Genomic DNA, 1917 nt, shown 5'->3' on the forward strand with positions numbered 1-1917 from the left:
CCATGTTTCATTCCTCATTTTTGTGCTGGAGTAAATAGCTGATCGCCTGCTCAAGATGATCGCGATAATCTTGAGAATACCCTTTGATATAGTCACGATAATAATCCACCAGGCCTAAAAAATTGGGATTATTCGCAAGCCATGCCACCATTAAGGCGCGATATTCAACTCGATCACTTTGATCACAACCGGGCAAAACTATTGGGTTCATTTTCTGATCGACGCCAAAAACATCACAAGCTTGATCGAGAAAAGGTAAAACTTTTTCTTCTAGCTGCACCATTAACTCATCCAGCATGGTCGGCAACTCTTCAAATTTCTTGACTCCGGGTTTAGCATTTTTTCCTGTGAAAAATTTGCGACCCACATGCATTGCATAGCAACTGGATTCCGGCCCATAAATCGCTTGATTTAGTGTATCCAGCACATCAAATTTAATTCCTACAGAATAAGAATATTGATATTCAGGGCTATAATTATAAGTAACAAAGCCAATCCAATGACTCCCCCCATCGAAGTTCCGCTCAAAAGCGGATTTGCTCTTTTTAAAAATAAAACCATGCCTCGCTAGCAAGGGTTCTACATACCCCAAAACTGTGTCCCTGACCGTCTTTTCACTCCAGGGACGATTTTGAGCAGCAAGCTGTTGTTGTTTTTGGATGAACTGGATTGCCTGCAGGTCATTGGGCCCATAGATCACGCCTTCTTGGACATCCATCACTGTAAGGTTCAGCTTGCCAGCGCATACAAGTACGTAAGCCAATACTTCATCCTGATGATTGCTAATACCCAACATCGCCATTTGCGAACCAAAATTATTGATCAGTGGACCATCTGACCATGGGCAGTCATCTCTATCCTGATCATCTTCATCGTAGCTCGAAAGGCAGGGGTATTGCTTCACAAGTTGGGCGTGCAATTTACGCAGGGACGGATGTATCTTGCCGCTTTCTTGCAGATAGTCTTCTTTGATATGCGCAGCTTCGGCCAATGCTTGTTGTCTTTCTTGTGGCAAGAGATTGGCAAATATTTCTATCGTATAGCTCATGGCGGGTATGGATTAGATTTTGAACGCACGTCTGTTGACAGATCGAATTAAGACAATTTTTATCAGTCTGAAGATATGGCCCTCTTATTTAAGACACTCGCACAGTTCAACGACAAAAGCCATGCTTCATTCCTCATTTTTGTGCTGGAGTAAATAGCTGATCGCCTGCTCAAGATGATCGCGATAATCTTGAGAATACCCTTTGATATAGTCACGATAATAATCCACCAGGCCTAAAAAATTGGGATTATTCGCAAGCCATGCCACCATTAAGGCGCGATATTCAACTCGATCACTTTGATCACAACCGGGCAAAACTGATGGGTTCATTTTTTGATCGACACCAACAACGTCACGACATTGCTCCAAGAATGGTAATATTCTTTCTTCCAACTGCTGTGTCAATTCATTCAACAAAGGTGGAAATTCTTCAAAATTCATTACGCTTGGCATAGAATTCGTCCCCGTAAAAAATCTGCTACCCAAATGCATAGCGGTAGTTTTTGATTCGGGTCCGTAAATCTTTTTATCCAGCGAATTTACTGCATCAAGATTAACGGATACGTAAAAAGAAAATTTAAATTTAGGATTGTAGTTATAGGTAACGAATACAATCAGATGATTCCCGCCATCAAAGTTTCGCTCAAAAGCGGATTTGCTCTTTTTGAAAATAAAACCATGCCTCGCTAGCAAGGGTTCTACATACCCCAAAACTGTGTCCCTGACCGTCTTTTCACTCCAAGGACGATTTTGAGCAGCAAGCTGTTGTTGTTTTTGGATGAACTGGATTGCCTGCAGGTCGTTGGGCCCATAGATCACGCCTTCTTGCGCATCCATCACTGTAAGGTTCAGCTTGCCAGCGCATACAA

General features: G+C 42.3%; 2 protein-coding genes. Both read right to left on the minus strand.

Annotated features, from left to right (window positions below):
* Positions 1-7 precede the first annotated feature (7 nt).
* Positions 8-1048, minus strand: a complete 1041-nt coding sequence (locus ACO0LH_RS28380; protein WP_422944507.1) for a hypothetical protein — start codon at positions 1046-1048, stop codon at positions 8-10.
* A gap of 126 nt (positions 1049-1174) precedes the next feature.
* A partial coding sequence (locus tag ACO0LH_RS28385) for a hypothetical protein (protein ID WP_422944508.1) occupies positions 1175-1917 on the minus strand: 743 nt, incomplete at its 5' end.

This window comes from Undibacterium sp. TJN19 (assembly GCF_049339485.1).
In the GTDB taxonomy this organism is placed as follows: domain Bacteria; phylum Pseudomonadota; class Gammaproteobacteria; order Burkholderiales; family Burkholderiaceae_D; genus Undibacterium.